At 59.0% G+C, this 14,723-nt stretch carries 11 protein-coding genes; 7 read left to right on the forward strand and 4 right to left on the reverse strand.

Translation table 11 applies throughout. The features are described from left to right. Positions 1-4 precede the first annotated feature (4 nt). The 3 genes from dppC to EP166_RS10385 are packed head-to-tail and all read left to right on the forward strand — an operon-like array spanning position 5 to position 2,937. Positions 5-898, forward strand: coding sequence for a dipeptide ABC transporter permease DppC (gene dppC, locus EP166_RS10375; protein ID WP_127557923.1), 894 nt, complete (start codon positions 5-7; stop codon positions 896-898). Between the two features lie 9 nt (positions 899-907). Next, positions 908-1,903, forward strand: a complete 996-nt coding sequence (gene dppD / locus EP166_RS10380) for a dipeptide ABC transporter ATP-binding protein (RefSeq protein ID WP_127556738.1) — start codon at positions 908-910, stop codon at positions 1,901-1,903. After that, positions 1,900-2,937 carry a peptide ABC transporter ATP-binding protein gene (locus EP166_RS10385; protein ID WP_425470022.1) on the forward strand — a complete coding sequence of 346 codons (1,038 nt, stop codon included), beginning with the start codon at positions 1,900-1,902 and terminating at the stop codon, positions 2,935-2,937. Before dppD ends, EP166_RS10385 begins: the two co-directional genes overlap by 4 nt. 39 nt (positions 2,938-2,976) lie before the next feature. Here EP166_RS10385 and EP166_RS10390 read toward each other — a convergent pair whose 3' ends face one another. Both EP166_RS10390 and mrcB read right to left on the reverse strand, forming a co-directional pair. Next, complete coding sequence (locus tag EP166_RS10390) at positions 2,977-3,435, reverse strand: tetratricopeptide repeat protein (protein ID WP_127556739.1); 459 nt, start codon at positions 3,433-3,435, stop codon at positions 2,977-2,979. Then, positions 3,414-5,783, reverse strand: a complete 2,370-nt coding sequence (gene mrcB, locus EP166_RS10395) for a penicillin-binding protein 1B (protein WP_164743896.1) — start codon at positions 5,781-5,783, stop codon at positions 3,414-3,416. The genes EP166_RS10390 and mrcB overlap by 22 nt, the downstream gene beginning before the upstream one ends. Positions 5,784-6,181: 398 nt before the next feature. Between mrcB and EP166_RS10400 the strand changes: the two genes are divergently transcribed. Together EP166_RS10400 and EP166_RS10405 are read left to right on the forward strand one after the other, a co-directional pair. Next, positions 6,182-7,183 (forward strand): adenosine kinase, encoded by a 1,002-nt coding sequence (locus EP166_RS10400; protein ID WP_164743897.1) that lies wholly within the window; start codon positions 6,182-6,184, stop codon positions 7,181-7,183. A 166-nt stretch (positions 7,184-7,349) separates the two neighbouring features. Next, the gene (locus tag EP166_RS10405; RefSeq protein ID WP_127556742.1) at positions 7,350-7,895 is read left to right on the forward strand and encodes a DUF4124 domain-containing protein; all 546 of its coding nucleotides are present in this window, start codon (positions 7,350-7,352) and stop codon (positions 7,893-7,895) included. Positions 7,896-7,954: 59 nt separating this feature from the next. Here EP166_RS10405 and EP166_RS10410 read toward each other — a convergent pair whose 3' ends face one another. Then, entirely contained in the window at positions 7,955-10,279 is a 2,325-nt protein-coding gene (locus EP166_RS10410) for a DNA polymerase II (RefSeq protein ID WP_127556743.1), read from the reverse strand. Between the two features lie 43 nt (positions 10,280-10,322). On the opposite strand from EP166_RS10410, the gene EP166_RS10415 reads away from it, so the two are divergent. Both EP166_RS10415 and EP166_RS10420 read left to right on the forward strand, forming a co-directional pair. Next, positions 10,323-11,105 (forward strand): cyclic nucleotide-binding domain-containing protein, encoded by a 783-nt coding sequence (locus EP166_RS10415; RefSeq protein WP_164743898.1) that lies wholly within the window; start codon positions 10,323-10,325, stop codon positions 11,103-11,105. A 445-nt stretch (positions 11,106-11,550) separates the two neighbouring features. Next, entirely contained in the window at positions 11,551-12,996 is a 1,446-nt protein-coding gene (locus tag EP166_RS10420) for a protein adenylyltransferase SelO (RefSeq protein ID WP_127556745.1), read from the forward strand. Positions 12,997-12,999: 3 nt separating this feature from the next. Here EP166_RS10420 and EP166_RS10425 read toward each other — a convergent pair whose 3' ends face one another. Next, positions 13,000-14,610: a methyl-accepting chemotaxis protein gene (locus EP166_RS10425; RefSeq protein ID WP_127556746.1), complete on the reverse strand. Its 1,611-nt coding sequence runs from the start codon at positions 14,608-14,610 to the stop codon at positions 13,000-13,002. Between the last annotated feature and the right edge of the window lie 113 nt (positions 14,611-14,723).

Below are 14,723 nucleotides of genomic sequence, written 5' to 3' on the forward strand. Positions count from 1 at the left end.
GACAATGACTTCCGAAACCCAAACGACGGTGCGCGTGCCACAAACACCGTTTGCCGAATTCTGGTCGTACTTTATACAGAACCGGGGCGCCTTGATTGGCCTCTGTTTTATCGTCTTTATCGTTTTTCTGGCGGTTTTTGCCGATTTTGTCGCACCGCATCATCCACATGAACAGTTCCGGGACTTTATTCTGGTGCCCCCGGCCTGGGCCGAAGGCGGGAACGCACAGTTCTGGTTGGGTACCGACGGTGTAGGCCGGGACATTCTGTCGCGGCTGATTCACGGCGCGCGCCTCTCGCTGCTGATTGGTCTGGTGATCGTGTCCGTATCTCTGGTGCTCGGTATCTGCCTTGGGCTGGTTGCGGGCTTCTTTGGTGGCTTTGTCGATGTCGCCATCATGCGTTTTGCCGACATCCTGCTGTCGATGCCTGCCCTGTTGCTGGCCATCGCCATTGTCGCGATTCTCGGCCCCAGCATCGTCAACTCCGGGCTGGCGCTGTCACTGGTCTACCTGCCGCACTATGTGCGACTGACGCGTGCCTCGGTACTGACAGAAATCAACAAGGACTATGTGATCTCCTCCCGCGTGGCGGGCGCAGGTGCTTTACGCCTGATGTTTATTGTTATTTTGCCGAACTGCCTGGCCCCGCTGATCGTTCAGGCGACGCTCGGCTTCTCTAACGCCATTCTCGACATGGCGGCACTGGGTTTCCTCGGTCTCGGCGCCCAGCCACCGCTGCCTGAATGGGGGTCAATGCTGGCCACGGCTCGTGAATTCATTCAGAGCGCCTGGTGGGTGGTGACCTTCCCCGGCCTGATCATTCTGATGACCGTTCTGGCGTTTAACCTGATGGGTGATGGCCTGCGCGATGCCCTCGACCCGAAACTGAAACAATAGGAGACCGACATGACTGAGACTGACAAGAGCCTCCTGGTCGTCAACAACCTGTCGGTGGCCTTTGGAACCAAAGACAACCCGTTCAAAGCGGTCGACCGGGTCAGCTTTCACGTCGAACAAGGCGAAGTGCTGGGCATTGTGGGCGAATCCGGCTCCGGCAAAAGTGTGTCATCCCTGGCGCTGATGGGGCTGATCGATTTCCCCGGCCGCGTAACGGCGGATGAACTGCGATTCAAGACAACCGACCTGCAGACCCTGAACGAAAAGGCCCGGCGCAAGATCACCGGTGACGAAATTTCGATGATCTTTCAGGACCCAATGACCTCCCTGAACCCCAGCTACACCGTGGGCAATCAGATCATGGAGGCCATTGAAGTTCATCAGGGTGGCAGTAAAAAAGAACGCCAGGCCAAAGCCATTGATTTGCTGCGCCAGGTTGGTATTCCTGCACCGGAAAGCCGCATCAACAACTACCCGCATCAACTCTCTGGCGGCATGAGCCAACGGGTCATGATCGCCATGGCGATCGCCTGCGATCCGAAATTGCTGATCGCGGATGAACCCACTACCGCGCTGGACGTCACCATTCAGGCGCAAATCATCGAACTGTTGCTCAAGCTGCAGCGCGAGAAACAGATGGGCCTGATGCTGATCACCCACGATTTGGCATTAGTCGCCGAAGCCGCTGACCGCGTGGTGGTGATGTATGCCGGACAAATCGTTGAAACCGGGCCGGCCAGCGACATTTTCAAGGCACCCAAACACCCATACACCCAGGCACTGATGAACTCCCTGCCTGAGTCGTCTGAAGGCAAAGACCGGTTGAATGCGCTGCCCGGTGTTGTACCCGGCGCTAACGACCGGCCACAGGGTTGCCTGCTGAACCCGCGCTGTCCCTACGTGACCGATCGCTGCCGGGCTGAAGAACCTGAGCAATATGGCCCGCGAGGTCGTCAGGTGAAATGTTTTTACCCGCTGGATGAAGCCGGGAGGCCCACGGTATGAGTGAACAGCCAATGACCCAACAATCTTCCGAAACAACAGCGGCTAAACCACCGATCATGAGCGGTGTCGGCCTCAAGCAGCACTACCCGGTCAAACAGGGGTTCATGAAACCACCGGGTCTGGTCAAAGCTCTGGATGGTGTTAATTTCACCGTTGAAGCAGGCAAGACGCTGGCCGTCGTCGGAGAGTCCGGCTGTGGCAAATCGACCCTGGCGCGTTTGCTGACCATGATTGAGCTGCCCACCGACGGCGAACTGAACTTCGAAGGCAAGAACCTGCTGACTCTGGACCGCGAAACCCGCAAGGAATTGCGCCAGCGCATTCAGATTATTTTCCAGAACCCTTACGGGTCGTTGAACCCGCGCAAGAAAGTCGGGTCCATTCTGGAAGAGCCATTGGTGATTAACGGCAAGTTGACCAAGGCAGAGCGCAAAGAGCGCGCCCTGAATTTGTTGCAGAAAGTGGGACTGAAGCCTGAGCACTACGATCGCTACCCGCACATGTTCTCGGGTGGGCAACGCCAGCGCATCGCCATCGCTCGGGGGTTGATGATGAATCCCAAGGTCGTGGTGGCTGATGAGCCGGTGTCGGCTCTGGACGTGTCAGTACAGGCGCAGGTGCTGAACCTGATGATGGACCTGCAGCAAGAGCTTGACCTGGCTTACGTGTTCATCTCTCACGATTTGTCGGTGGTCGAGCACATTGCCGATAAAGTCATGGTGATGTATCTGGGTAAAGTGGTGGAGTACGGTGCGACCGAAGACATCTTCACACACCCCCAACACCCCTACACCCGGGCCCTGCTGTCATCGACACCGCGCATCGACCCTGAACACCGGATCGACAAAATCCGGCTGACCGGTGAATTGCCTTCTCCGTTGAACCCGCCCAGTGGCTGTGCCTTCCACGGCCGGTGCGAGTTTGCCAATGAGCGTTGCAAGGTAGAAACGCCCGTGTTGAAAGACCAGAGCGGCGAATCGTCCGTCGCCTGCTTCGGCATCGACGAGAACCGCCTGCCTTACATTAACCGCTAGACCACCGGGCCGCAGCCTTATGGCTGCGGCCCGGTTAGGTCACTCAGGTTGCACAAACCGCTGCAAGTCGGCCGCCAGATCGCCGCCTGTTTCCGCATAGGTCAGGCCTTTGCGCGCAATCTGCGTGGCGCCGGCAGTATCTCCCTTCCGTAATTTCAGTTCAGCCATCTGCAAATACAGGTCTGCTGCCTGTGGTTCGATGCGCAATGCTCGCAACAGCAGGGCTTCGGCCTGATCCCACTGACCAACAGCTGCCCGTTCACGCGCTGAACGCTGCAGGGAATCCACCAGGCTGCTGCGAGTGGCGATGGGGGTTTCGATAGGCTGACCGGCCCGTTCTTCCTTGCGCTCCCAGGTACTCAGCCGGGGATCATCGGGCTGATCTACCGGTACCGAAACACACCCTGAAAACCAGAACACTGAGAGCAACACCCAAACCAAACGCCCATAAAAGGGACAAACCCGGCCCCGGTATTTTAATTGAACAGCCGTTGCCACCAGCCACCTCCTTCGTCATCGCTGGACGGGTCGGGACTGCCAGAGCAACCACGCCGCCCGGGGGGTTCTGAACCGGCTAAAAAGGGCAATACCCGCTGGTTATCACAGCGTTCGCTGACCTGAGCCCCCTGCGCATTCACCGGCACCCGAACCACGGTAGCCGGCTGCCCGCGCCGTTCCTGATTGGGCTTCAACCCGGCCATGATGTCAGCCCAAATCGGCAGAGCCCCGGTCGAGCCCGTCAGCGGCGTTGGCTCGTTGCCATCGCGGCCCACCCAGACCACCGCCTGGCGATCACTGCTGTAGCCAGCAAACCAGGCATCCCGGTTATCGTCGGTGGTGCCGGTTTTGCCAGCCAGCCACCAGCTTTGCGGCAAACGCCACTGCAAGCTGCGCGCTGTGCCTTCCAGCGTGACCCGGTGCAAGGCTTCCTGGACCAGGTACATCTGTTCGGGCGCAAAGCGTTGTTCCACCTGCAGGTCAAAACGCTGTAGCACGCCGTTATCCGGGTGCACCACAGCGCGAATGGCGTTCAGCGGGCTGTAGAAGCCATTACCCGCAATGGTCTGGTACATCTGGGCAACATGAAACGGCGACAAATCCACGGCCCCCAGCATCACCGATGGAACGGCGGGCAAGCGTTCACTGACCCCCAGTCGATCGATAACATCAAACACCTCGGCAAGGCCCACTTCCATGCCCAGTCGTGCCGTCGCCTGGTTATAGCTGTGGGAAAAGGCGTCTACCAGCAGCGGTGAACCATGGCTTTCCCTATCAAAATTTCGGGGCTCCCACAGATCGCCATTGGCCGAGGCTACCTGCACCGGTGCATCACTGACCTGTGTGGCCAGGGTATAGCCCGCTTCCAGCGCCGCCAGATAAACCGCCGGTTTCATCAGCGAGCCTACCTGACGGCGTGCATCCAGTGCCCGGTTAAAACCGGCCAGTTCGGGTTTGCGGCCTCCGGTAATCGCCAACACATCTCCGGTGGAGGGCCGGGTTACGATGGCGGCCCCTTCCAGGGTGTCGGTATTCAGGTTGTAGCTGGTTTCCAGCGCGGCCAGGCCGTCGGGCAAGACGGTCTCCAGGTGGTTTTGCGCCAGTGGATCGAGGGTGGTGAAGATGGTCAGGCCTTCGGCCAGCAGGTCCTGTCGCCGGTAGCCCTGATCGAGCTGCCGGCGCACCAGATCCATAAAGGCCGGGTAACTGGCATCGCCGGGTACGTCGCTGATGTCCAGACCAGACGCCAGGGCGCGATCGTATTCAGCCTGGGTAATCACCCCGGCTTCACGCCAGACCGACAACACCACATTTCGGCGGGCCATAGCCTGGTCCGGGTTGCGCCGGGGGTTGTAGTAGGATGGCCCCTTAATCAGCCCCACCAACAGGGCTTGCTGATGAATGTTGAGCGAGCGCAGCGGGCTGCCGAAGAAAAACTGAGCGCCCAAGCCAAAGCCGTTGATGGACCGCCGCCCCTGCTGACCGATGTAAATCTCGTTAAGGTAGGCTTCGAGAATCTGTTCCTTGCTGTAATGCCACTCCATCAACAAGGCCATCAGCGCCTCATTACCCTTGCGCCACAGCGTCTGGTCGGCGGTCAAATACATGTTTTTGACCAGCTGCTGGGTCAGGGTACTGCCTCCCTGTGCAATGGAGGCCGAGGTGACATTGGCCCAGAGCGCGCGGGCGATGCCGACCGGTGAAATGCCCCAATGCTGGTAGAAACGCCGGTCTTCCACCGCAATGAGGCCATCTATCAGGGATTGCGGCACTTCATCGATTGGTAACAGCAAGCGGTCTTCACCACTGCCGGGGTATATCTGACCAATAAACAGCGGGTCGAGCCGGGCAACCAGAACCGGCTGCCCGGCGCTGGTCACCATATTGACCAGACTGCCCTGACTGAAATCCAGCTCCAGGCGCCGCGCGGGTTCCGGGCTGTCCCAGAAATCGAAGCTACGAGTATGTATCGACAGGGTTTGCCCGCGGCGCAAATACCGGCCAGACTGACCAAGATCGCCCGTCTGACGGTACCCCAGCGCCTGCAACAGGGATTCGACCTGATCGGCACTGACCGGTGCTCCGGCGTAAAGCTCCTGGGCTTCGCTGTAGACCCGGGCCGGCACCGTAAAGCGTTGCCCTTCGAAGCGCTCGCGCACTACGGCGTTCAAATAAAACATCCAGGCGATCAGCACGGCGGCGCCAATGATGCTTAACTGCAGTAAACGCCAGCGCCACAGAGCACCCCGGCTCTGTTTGCGAGCCTTGCTGCTGCGGCTGGAACGGGATTTGGGTGCTGCGCTGCGGCGAGTGCTGCCGGAGCGTGATCGAGTTGGTTTCTTTGCCATGGCGCGGGAGTATAAAGGGCGAAACAGTCGCTGTCTTTGGCCTTGTTGGCAGAATGGAGAACTCTGGTTCGGATTTTGGATTGCCTCGGAGGTGATGGCCCGCACCGGATGCCGGGTATGCCTCTGCGGGGTCGGCGTAGATCCATCCATGGAGCCTTGGCCGCAGCATCCCTGCTGCGGACTACCCCACAGAGGCATACCCGACACCCGCTGCTAGTCTTCGTGGTGAACTCCAATACTTCAGCGGTAATTCGCTTGGAAATACATTTGACGGAGATTTGACTGAATGTTCAGGATCGGTACACTGCCCCGCCCCACCCGGTCGCCGACGTTGACTGACAGACGCTGGCCGTTCGTTATTTCTCCGGTACCCACCGGACTAACAGGCAGTTATGCGAATGAGTCATCTTGATATCTACGCCGTCGGCCAGGCGCTGGTCGACGAAGAATACAGCGTCGACGAGGCCTTTCTGGCCACCCTGGGTGTGGCCAAGGCGCACCGGACCCTGATCGATTTTGAACGCAGCCGCACACTGCGCAAGGCCGCCTCAAACGAGGGCACCCTGCTCAAACGCATGAACGGGGGCAGTGGTGCCAACAGCCTGACGGCCAGCGCGCAACTGGGGGCAAAATGCCACTTCTCCTGTCGACTGGGCGATGACGCTGACGGTGACTTCTATATTCAGCAATTGACGGATTCCGGCGTAACCACCGACCCGCACGACCGTGTCAAAGACGGCCATACCGGCGTCTGCCTGATCATGGTTACACCGGACGCTGAGCGTACCATGAACACCTACATCGGCATTACCGACGATATTGGCATCGACAACGTTAACTTCGACGCCCTGGCCGCGGCCGACTGGCTGTTTCTGGAGGGGCATCTGTCCATTTCCAGCCTGGGCCACCAGGCTGCCCTCGCCTGCCGCAATCAGGCGCGCAAATTGGGTAAAAAAATCGCCGTGAACTTCTGCGACCCGGCCGTGGTGCGCCTGTGTCGTGAAGAAATGACCGAACTGCTCAGCGACCGCTGTGACCTGCTGTTTTGCAACGAAGAAGAAGCTCGCATCTGGAGCCATAAGCCGGATCTGGAAGACGCCCTGTCGAGCCTCGATGACCTGGCCGATACCTGGGTGATGACCCGGGGCGACCAGGGTGCCATTGCCTTCGACGGCCACACCCGCTTTGAGATCCCGGCGCACAAGGTTAAGGCAATCAATACCACCGGTGCAGGCGATACCTTCGCTGGCGCCTTTATGTACGGGCTGTCGCAGGGTCACAGCTACCAGACCGCCGGTGCACTGGCGAGCCTGGCCTCGGCGGTGAAGGTTCAGCACTCCGGAGCCCGGCTCGACCAGGCCCAACTGCTGGACTGCCGAAAGCGCATTCTGGGCCACTGATTTCGGGCGTAACCCGACGAATGACCCCTGGCCAGCAACCCATTGGAAGAAGTGTCGAGCGGGTCACAGCAAAACATTCACTTTCTGGCCGCCAGAGGGTTAAACTAATCGAAACGGTTTGGCATGTTCTACACTGCTGCCAATGCTCACAGTTTAAGGAACCCTTATGAAACAAGGCTTGCTGTTAACAGCTTCCCGTCTGACGCGCACAGTACTGGTTGTGGCGCTGGTCGGCCTTCTTGCAGCCCAGGCTGGGCCAGCCCTGGCCGAAGGCAAAATTTACACCTGGACGGACGAAGAAGGCACGGTTCACTACGGTGACCGCCCTCCGCGCAATGCCCAGGCCGAGGAAGTCAGCATACGGGGTCAGCGCCAGGAGGCCGTTGAAGTCAATGCCGCCCAGCTTAACGGCACCTGGTTTGGCCGTGGCGCAAACGGCGGCGAAACCCGCATTCGCATTCAGGAAAACGGCGCCATACGTTTCACCCAAACCCGTCCGGACCAGTCCATCTACAACTACCAGGGCATCTGGCGCCTGGAAGACCGTACTTTGAGCGTCATCACCGAGTTCATCGAAGAAGGCGGTGCCGGCACCGGCATGCAACGCTCGGTAGAACCCGTGCAGCTTACCTACACCTTCACAGCGTTCAGCCCCGAAGCCTTCACCCTGCGCAGTCAGGGCCAGGATATCAACGTTAGCCTGGTAAACTGAATCAACGTATTCATCAGAATGCTCTAAAAAAGGCGCCTGAACGGGCGCCTTTTTTTTGGCTAAAACAACGTCATCTGCTCATCCACCAGCGTCGCGAAGTCCATGCCCAGAAAATGCAGAATGCCATCGGCAATAGGCGCCAATTGCTTGTCGAGGTAGTGATCGTAATCGATCGCTGACTCAATGAACGGCTCGGGTTCCACGCCATTGAGCGTCATCCGGTAGCGGATTTCACGCCCGCTCCATTGCGGTTGCCGTTCCTTGCGTTTCAATGCGGCCTGAACGTGCGGTGGCTTCTGTTTTTCATAGGAGGCCAGTGAGCGCCGCAGCCGGCGCCGGTAGGTCAGATCTTCATCGCGCTGGCCGGCCAGCAAGGCAGCCACTTCGGCTTTTACGAAGCGGGTGACATCTTCGTTCATAAAGACCCGCCGGTAGAGTTCTCGCTGAAAAGTTTTGGCCAGAGGCGTCCAGTCTGAGCGCACCACTTCGAGCCCCTTGAACACCAGCTCGGGCTCGCCATCGCGCACGATCATGCCGGCATAGCGCTTTTTCGAGCCAGTTTCCTGCCCGCGGATGGTGGGCATTAAAAACCGGTGGTAATGGGTTTCGTATTCCATTTCCAGGTGAGATTCCAGATCGAACTCGTCGCGCAGGCGGGTCTGCCACCAGTAGTTCAATTGGTTGGCCAGCTCATTGCCCAGCGCCGCCGGGTCTGCATGGCGGTCGACCCAGACGAACACCGAGTCGGTGTCGCCGTAAATAACCCGATGTCCCTGCTGTTCGATGTAATCGCGACTGTCGTTCAGAATCTGATGCCCGCGCAGGGTAATCGAACTGGCCAGGCGCGGATCAAAGAACCGGCACAGGTTGCTGCCGAGCACGCCGTAGAAGGAGTTCATCAGAATTTTAATGGCCTGGGACAGCGGTGCATTGCGGGCCTGCTTGGCCTCATCCCGCGCCAGCCAGAGCTGATCGATAATACCGGGCAATAAGTGCCCGGTGCGGTGAAAGCGCGCGCCGAGAAACCCCGGCACCGACTCGGCTTCCGGCCCTTCCAGGCCCAGATGCAAGCCGAGCGGGTCAATCAGAAAGGTGCGGATGATGCTGGGGTACAGGCTCTTGAAGTCGAGCACCAGCACGTTGTCGTAGAGACCGGGCTGGCTGTCCATAACAAAGCCGCCCGGGCTGTGCTCGGTCAGTTGCTGATCGCCCACCGAGGGAGCAACGCGCCCGGCTCGGTGCAGCCGGGGCAAATAAACATAGCTGAATGAGGCAGCCGAGGCGCCTATTCGATCCAGCGTCAGACCGGTCAGGTGCGCCCGTTCGATCAAAAAGCCCCAGAGATCGGCGGTTTTGAAGATGTCGAGCACCAGTTGGGCGTCTTCACGGTTGTAGGTATAGAGCGCCACCGGGTCGTCGCGATAGAGCCTTTCGATTTCGCCGACCCGGTCGTCGCTGTCGGCAATGGCCTTGCCACGCCCAAGCAGCGCGCGCGAAACCGCCTCGAGCGAGTAGCTTTCAAGTGACCAGGCTGCAGAGCGCAGCGTGCCAGGGCCATCGATGACCTGGCGGCCCTCCAGCTCAATGCGCTGACGCCCCGACTCCCGCCCTTGCCAGCGCGCCGGTTGCCGGTCGCGGCCCAGGGCCAGTGGCAACCCCAACTGATCGCAATGTTGCTGTAACACCCACAGATCAAAATCGACCACGGCCCAGCCCACCAGCACATCGGGGTTGACCTGTTGCACAAAGTCGAAAAAAGCCTCCAGCGCGGCGCGCGGTGTCTCTACCCAGTGAAAATCGTCGGCTGTTTGGGCGGGCTTTTCCTGTCCGCGGTCAACGACCCAGACCGCGCTGGCGGTCTCGGTGACGGCTGCAATGCTGTACAGGTCGGGCACTTTACCTGGAACAAACCAGGCGGTTTCGATATCGAGCGACAGCACGTTAAGGGTTGGCCTGGCCCGGGTCGGGCGCGGGCGCTGGCCATCCAGTTGCACACCGGCGGTGATCAGCCGTTCCATCAGAAAGCGGTCGGCAGGCAGAATGTCATCTTCCCAGACCCGCAGCTGCTGGTCGCGCCCACGCCGAACCCACTGGCGCTGGGCGCTGAACTGAAGCGAGTAGACCGGTACGACCGGTTCGCCACTGAGCAGTTTCAGTTCCGCATCGCCAACCTTGGGCTCTAACCCGACGGCCGACCAGACCCGGCCCCAGGCTGCGCGTTCAGCCACCGGAATAAAACAGACCGAACGCTGGTTGGCCACCTGCCAGCACTGCACCTGCTCCCCCGTTTTCAGCCAATAACGCAGCTGAATGCCCTGATCGTCTTCCGACCAGTGTCGGCTGAGTACAAAAGCCGATGGTAATGACTGGCTGTTCTGAGGCATGGCAATTGCTATACTGATGGCAGTGACTTTGAAGGAATTGTATATGCTTTTACTGGGTGAGCGGTCGCCTGTTACCGATCAATTGCAGGAACGCCTGAGAATTCTGGCCGACAAGCTGTTTGAAGACCGGCCCGAAGGCCAGTTATTGTCGCTCGACTCAGTCACCGACCTGTATGCCAGCCATACCCGCGAAACGCTGTTCATTCTGCGCAGTGGTACCTTGCAAGGGCATCAGGAGGAACGTCACTGCCTCTATTACGAACCCGGTGATGTGGTCGGCCTGTCCGACTGCTACCAGTTACCCTCGTTTCGCATCAGCAGCGATGGTCCGGTTGAACTTGAAGCCTACGCGGCTGACGTTCTGCTGCAACATTGCCTGGAGAACCGGCAGCGTCAGTCTATCTGGACCAGCTACCTGATCTCGCTGTCGGCCCTGTTTATGCACGCCTTCGGTCGCTACCTGACCGAAGCCGACAAGCAGCCGCTAACTGGGTTTCTGAACTTTGCTGCCGGGGAGGTCATCATCGCCGAAGGCGAACCGGCACATGAAGTGTTCACCATTCTGACGGGCCGGGCCGACGTGACGGTGGCCGGGGCCCCGGTCGGCGAAGTCCTGAAAGACGAGATTTTCGGCGCCATGGCTGTGTTCACCGGCGAACCGCGTTCAGCTACCGTCATCGCCGCCGAACCCTGCACTGTATTAGCGGTACCCAAAGACCAGTTCATCTCGCTGATCAAATCCCACCCGGATACCGTACTGACGCTGATTGAAAACATGGCGCGCAGCATTCAGTCGCTGAACACCCAGCTGACCGAAGCAGGGTGACCTTTGTAGTCAATTTCCTACACAGGGTGTCACCGATGACGCCTTTTGCAGACACCCGGGCCACTGCATAATGCACTCATTGCTCAGGACGAGCTGGGGTGCATTGGACGCACCCGGTGCAGGAAGCCAAGACCACATACTGGTTTTATGAACCTGATTCGCACTACCCAAAGGACTCCTCAGTGGGCAGCTGAGTCGGCCAAGGCAGGCTGTTTCCCCAACCGGTTACCCTTCATCCGCGACGGGATCGGCTCTGCTTTCAGGCTGGCGAAGCCGCGACGTATCGCAACGGCTGGTTACCGACCTGTTGCCCGCGCCCCCAACTTTCCCTGCGACACCACTGAACTGCAGCGCCAATTCCACCTAATGTCACTCTCGCCACTGGCTTGACTTCCCTGCCATACCCCCCATGCTCGTAGCTATCGCCCGCAATGATTGAGCGCCCATGCCTGATGATCTGGTTACCACCGTGCAGTTTGACAACCGCTATCAGCGGGAGCTGCCGGGTACCTATGCCCGGGTAACACCCACGCCGATGAAGAATCCGCGTTGGGTCGCCTGGAACGAGCCCCTGGCACGCGAGCTGAATTGGCCAAACCCGCCCGATGACGATGTGCTGGCCGCCTTCTCCGGCCACGGCCAACTGGAAGGCACCGACCCCATTGCCCAGAAATACGCCGGACACCAGTTTGGCACCTTCAATCCGGACCTTGGCGACGGTCGTGGCCTACTGCTGGGAGAGTGGGTCGATGGCCAGGGCCAACACTGGGACTTTCACCTCAAAGGTGCCGGGAAAACGCCGTTCAGCCGGTTCGGCGATGGCCGTGCCGTCCTGCGATCATCCATCCGCGAGCTGTTGGCCAGTGAAGCCTTGCACGGACTGGGTATTCCCACGACCCGCGCGCTGGCGTTAGTCGGGTCTGACGAACCCGTCATGCGCGAGCGGCTTGAGAACGGCGCGATGCTGCTGCGCGTGGCCAAAACCCACATCCGCTTTGGTCACTTCGAATGGTTTGCCTTCAGCGGCCAGACTGACAAACTGGAGCAATTGCTCGCGTTTTGTCTGACCCACCTGTTTCCCGACTGCAAGAATACCCCGGACCCCGCCGCCGCCCTGTTTGATGCGGTGGTTACCCGCACCGCCCACCTGATCGCCCACTGGATGAGTACCGGCTTTTGTCACGGGGTGATGAACACCGACAACATGAGCATCATCGGCGATACCTTCGACTACGGTCCCTATGCTTTTCTCGACGCCCTGCAACCCGGCTTTATCTGCAACCATACCGACACCGGCGGTCGCTACGCCTACAATCGGCAGCCGGACATTGCCTTCTGGAACCTGCAATGCCTGGCCCAGGCCCTGGCGGGCATCGCCGACCAGGGTGCCTTGCGCGACAGCCTGAGCCGATTTGCTGAACACTACAACGCCCGGTTTCTTGAGTTGATGGGAGCGCGTCTGGGGGTATTGAACGTATCTGAGGAAGACCAGTCGCTGATTCGCGACTGGATGCAACTGGCCACCGATGAAGCGGTAGACTTTCATCGCCCGCTGCGCGAGCTGGCCGAGATGGAAACCTCAGACTGGGCCAGACTCGACGATGATTACAGTGACCGCTCACGTTTTCGCCGCTTCCGCCAGGCGCTGGCGGAACGCCGTGAGCAGGAACCCGACACCCAAACCCTGGCGCTGGCCAGCAACCCGGTCTCGATTCTGCGTACCCACCACGCCCAGGCTGTAATAGACGCCTGTGAGCAGGGCGACGATTCACTGCTGCACAGCTACCTCGCCGCCCTGCAATCACCGTTCGAAGTCCGGCCGGAATGGCAGCGCTGGCGCGCACCGCCTCCGGCAAGCTATCACGCTCATCCGCTCAGCTGCAGTAGCTAAAAGCTATACCTTGAATCGCCCAACCACATCGCTAAGTTCATCAGTGCGCAACTTCAAGTTTTCAGCCAGTTCACTCAGATTGCGTGACTGGTCAGAACTGCGGCTTGAGTAATCTGAAATCATCTGCAGATTCTTGTTAATTTCCTCGACCACATGGGTTTGCTCTTCGGTGGCCGTAGCAATTTGCATCGACATATCGGTAATCTGCGAAATGGCCCCTTCGATGGATCTGAACGAGTCGGCTGCACTGGCAACGTCAGAAACGGTACTTTCCAGCACTTCGATGCCGCTTTTCATGGCGCCCACAGTTTCATCGACGCCCGCTTGCAGGGTTTCAATCCGCTTTTGGATGTCCTCGGTCGACTGCTGAGTCTTGCTGGCCAGCGCCCGAACCTCGTCGGCGACAACGGCAAAACCACGCCCCTGCTCCCCTGCACGCGCCGCTTCAATCGCCGCGTTCAACGCCAACAAGTTGGTCTGCTCGGCAATACCGCGAATAACATCCAGCACGGAGGCGATGCTGACGGCCTCTTCGGCCAGGCGGCCAACAGCTTCGGAGGACCGGTTCAGACGGTCAGACAACTGCGCAACACGCTCGTTGGCCTGCTGCGAGACCTCCGTACCCTGCCCTACCGAGTTCTGTGCTTCATTCGCCGCATCGGCACCGGAATTCGAATTATTGGCGATCTCACGGGCAGCCCCGTGCATCTCCTCGACAGCCGTAACCACCTGATCAACGGTCTGGTGTTGCTCATCAGCCAGCTTGATGTTGCCCGCCGCCGCTTCGCGCAGCGAGGAAGCCCCCTGTTCAAGATGCACATTGACGTCTTTGACCACAGAAATCGATTTCTGCAGTTTTTCGATCACTGCATTAAAGGCCAGAGCCAGCTGACCCAGCTCATCCTCCGAGCGGGCGGTTAACCGGGCGGTTAGATCGCCCTCACCCTGAGCAATGTCGTTCATCTTGTCGCGCAGCATTTCAATCGGCCGAACCAGCATAATGGGCAGAACGAAACCGATCGATATGAAAATGACCAACAACAAGATTACCTGGAATAACTGAAAATTGGTTTGCTGATGCAGTGTTGCTGTCGCAGTCGATGCTGCATCATTGGCCAGTTGATCAACGCGTTCTCCCAGCAGATTGAGCGAGTCGCGCGGGGCATTGAACAGAGCAAGATCATCATTCGAATTGCCGTTGGCGATGACCTCGTCGCCATGGGCGAGCCAGGCTTGCATTTGAGAACGGTATTGCGCCGCCGTGTTCGGCTCGAGCTGGTCACCCATCATTTCAATGGCGTTTAGCCCCCGGTCGAGCGCTTGCTGGTAGTTTTCAAGCCGCTCGGCATCAAGCGCCTGCAGCGTCTCCGGGTCGGCGCTGGCGCCTAGCTCCACGTATTCACGCATGGCCACCAACGCCTGGTACAGATCGCGATCGGCATTCAGGGCTGCTGATATGGCCGGGAAGTATTGCTGATCAAAGGCAGCAACCTGTGAATCGATTTCAGTCATCGCCCGGTAAGACTGGAACGACATCCAGAAAATGAACAGGGCAAGCAACAGCAGTGGCAGGCGGATCTTATTCTTTAACGACCAGTGTTTGAACGATTTCATGCAACACTCACTCTTCCAGTTAACCCATTCGTCGCGTGCTTATTCCCTAAACACGGGCACTTTTCATCCAAATATCTGCCAACAAACACTGGCAAAATGCGAGCTTCCCGGCC

Origin of the sequence: Saccharospirillum alexandrii (genome assembly GCF_004000275.1) — a bacterium.
GTDB lineage: Bacteria > Pseudomonadota > Gammaproteobacteria > Pseudomonadales > Natronospirillaceae > Saccharospirillum > Saccharospirillum alexandrii.

Bases quoted from the DNA above. Each gene is read 5' to 3' on its own strand.
- dppC (WP_127557923.1), top strand. From the start codon at position 5: ATGACTTCCGAAACCCAAACGACGGTGCGCGTGCCACAAACACCGTTT.
- dppD (WP_127556738.1), top strand. From the start codon at position 908: ATGACTGAGACTGACAAGAGCCTCCTGGTCGTCAACAACCTGTCGGTG.
- EP166_RS10385 (WP_425470022.1), top strand. From the start codon at position 1,900: ATGAGTGAACAGCCAATGACCCAACAATCTTCCGAAACAACAGCGGCT.
- mrcB (WP_164743896.1), bottom strand. From the start codon at position 5,783: ATGGCAAAGAAACCAACTCGATCACGCTCCGGCAGCACTCGCCGCAGC.
- EP166_RS10400 (WP_164743897.1), top strand. From the start codon at position 6,182: ATGAGTCATCTTGATATCTACGCCGTCGGCCAGGCGCTGGTCGACGAA.
- EP166_RS10405 (WP_127556742.1), top strand. From the start codon at position 7,350: ATGAAACAAGGCTTGCTGTTAACAGCTTCCCGTCTGACGCGCACAGTA.
- EP166_RS10410 (WP_127556743.1), bottom strand. From the start codon at position 10,279: ATGCCTCAGAACAGCCAGTCATTACCATCGGCTTTTGTACTCAGCCGA.
- EP166_RS10415 (WP_164743898.1), top strand. From the start codon at position 10,323: ATGCTTTTACTGGGTGAGCGGTCGCCTGTTACCGATCAATTGCAGGAA.
- EP166_RS10420 (WP_127556745.1), top strand. From the start codon at position 11,551: ATGCCTGATGATCTGGTTACCACCGTGCAGTTTGACAACCGCTATCAG.
- EP166_RS10425 (WP_127556746.1), bottom strand. From the start codon at position 14,610: ATGAAATCGTTCAAACACTGGTCGTTAAAGAATAAGATCCGCCTGCCA.